Annotated in this window: 2 protein-coding genes; both read left to right on the top strand. The window is 45.2% G+C overall.

Features of this window, described 5'->3' with window-relative positions; translation table 11 throughout:
* Nucleotides 1-216 (top strand): hypothetical protein (locus ACO0LE_RS20180; RefSeq protein WP_422962116.1); only part of this gene is annotated, 216 nt, incomplete at its 5' end.
* A gap of 538 nt (nt 217-754) precedes the next feature.
* The gene (locus tag ACO0LE_RS20175; protein WP_422962115.1) at nt 755-1,777 is read left to right on the top strand and encodes a hypothetical protein; all 1,023 of its coding nucleotides are present in this window, start codon (nt 755-757) and stop codon (nt 1,775-1,777) included.
* The last annotated feature ends 257 nt before the right edge of the window (nt 1,778-2,034 follow it).

Here is a 2,034-nt window from a genome sequence, read left to right as displayed (position 1 = left end):
GGCCTGCTTGAGGATGGCGATGATCTGACTGTCGGTGTAACGGGAAGGCTTCATGCAGAACTTTCAAAAATCATATTTAGAAAATTCTACTCATTTCAACGCTTGTTTGCAGGGGGGATTACCATCCGAACACGGATCGTGGCGGCACTCAGTCCCTCTAACTTTTTATACTCGTTAACCACTTCTGGTAGTTCGTCAATGAATCGACCTTTGTAGACCCAGTAGCATTGGGCATATTCTCGAAGTTGATTTTCACCTGATTTTAAATTTGGAAGATGTTTACGTCAGTAAATTTCGATCGCCTCTTCGATTGTTCTCCGTCGCGTTGTAGTCCGATGGCTAGTCCAAAGGGTTCTCTCGCAATAGGGGCGAACTCTTGAGTGCATTCTTTGTTGGATAGCCTAACTACTGAATGGCCGGCCAAATGCGTTTCCCGAGCTTGATATAACGTTTGACTGCTCGAATACGGTGTTCGTATGAGTACATGAACTACCTCCAAGTAGTCCAAGTTATTGTCTGTGTACTCCCAGTGGGTCATTTTTCGGTTGGCGGCAAGACGTGTAGCTGTCTCAATTCTTAAAGTTCAAAATACGGCGTTGAAAATACATTCGCCTCAATTTGAGTACTTATTCATTCAAGCTGAATTGAAACTGAACCTTTTCTAAACTATCTGGTATTAACGAGCAATACCGTTGCACAGTTCGGCTATGTGCTCTCGGATTTCTTAATTGTTAGAGTAAATGAAGGAAATATGATGACTTTGCAAACGCTTTGCAACATGCCCCAACTTGCCCATGTTCGCCAGTTTTTGTTTTTAGCAATTATCGCTGTGTCTGGATCATTTAATTCGGTTGCTGTTGCTGCAGATGCTGTGAACGGTGGGATTCTTTTTAACGGCCCCAAAGGACGTTGTATTGCTTGCCACACGCAGAGTAGCAGAGCTAATCGCACTGCGGAGCAAATTAATAGTGCGATTGCTAATGTCTCGTCAATGAATTCATTAAGTACACTTACTCAAGCTAATATCAACGATATCGTTGCATATCTAGGACCTGCGCAACCTCCAGCCGTCGTTACGCCGCAAACAGGATGGTGGTGGAACCCAAGTGAGGGTGGTAGAGGCTTTACGATTGAAAAACAGGGAAATAATATTTTCATGGCCGACTATTTGTATGAGCCAGCGGGTAGGGCAACTTGGCATGCTTCGGGTCCATCGGCTACCAATGGTTCTACTTTTACGTCGACGCTTACGACTTACCTAGGCGGTCAGACCTTGACCGGAAGCTTTCATTCAACTACCGGCACAATTAATAGCGGCGACATCAGTGTCACCTTTACGGATGTAAGTCATGGAACGATTTCCTGGCCTGGCGGTATAGTTGCGATCCAGCGCTTTGATATCGTACCAGGAGGCGCGAGTGCCATACCGCCAGCCGGAACGCCGGAGGCAGGTTGGTGGTGGAATCCAGCGGAGGGCGGACGAGGTTTTTCAATTGAAATACAGAATGGCACGATGTTTTTGGCTGGTTATATGTACGATCAAAGCGGTAATCCTGTTTGGTATGCCTCCGGTCCCAAAGCAATGCTTGATACTACAACCTATCAGGGGCAATGGCAGCAATACGGAAATGGACAAACTTTGACTGGATTGTATAAACCAGCATCTGTAATCAATCAAAATGCAGGAAACGTAAAAATTAAATTCAATACGACGACGACCGGAACATTAACATTGCCAGATGGCAGAGATATTTCGATAGAACGTTTTCGCTTTTAATCGCTGCAGTCAACTGCATTGATCACGTAGGATGAGGTTGGTCGAGAATATTTGGGTAATTACTTGAAATGTAGTCTGCCGCAGGTGACATAAAGAAGGCACCGACGCAGGCTAACTCGATCAAGTACAAAGGGTAATCCCCCCTGCAAACAAGCGTTGAAATGAGTAGAATTTTCTAAATATGATTTTTGAAAGTTCTGCATGAAGCCTTCCCGTTACACCGACAGTCAGATCATCGCCATCCTCAAGCAGGCCGA

The sequence above is a fragment of the Undibacterium sp. Xuan67W genome, assembly GCF_049340165.1.
GTDB lineage: Bacteria > Pseudomonadota > Gammaproteobacteria > Burkholderiales > Burkholderiaceae_D > Undibacterium.
Note: the sequence above shows the minus strand (reverse complement) of the source record. Positions and strands in the feature narration are given on the sequence as shown.

What these genes read in the sequence shown, in the direction of transcription:
- ACO0LE_RS20175 (WP_422962115.1), top strand. Translation starts at nt 755, where the DNA reads ATGACTTTGCAAACGCTTTGCAACATGCCCCAACTTGCCCATGTTCGC.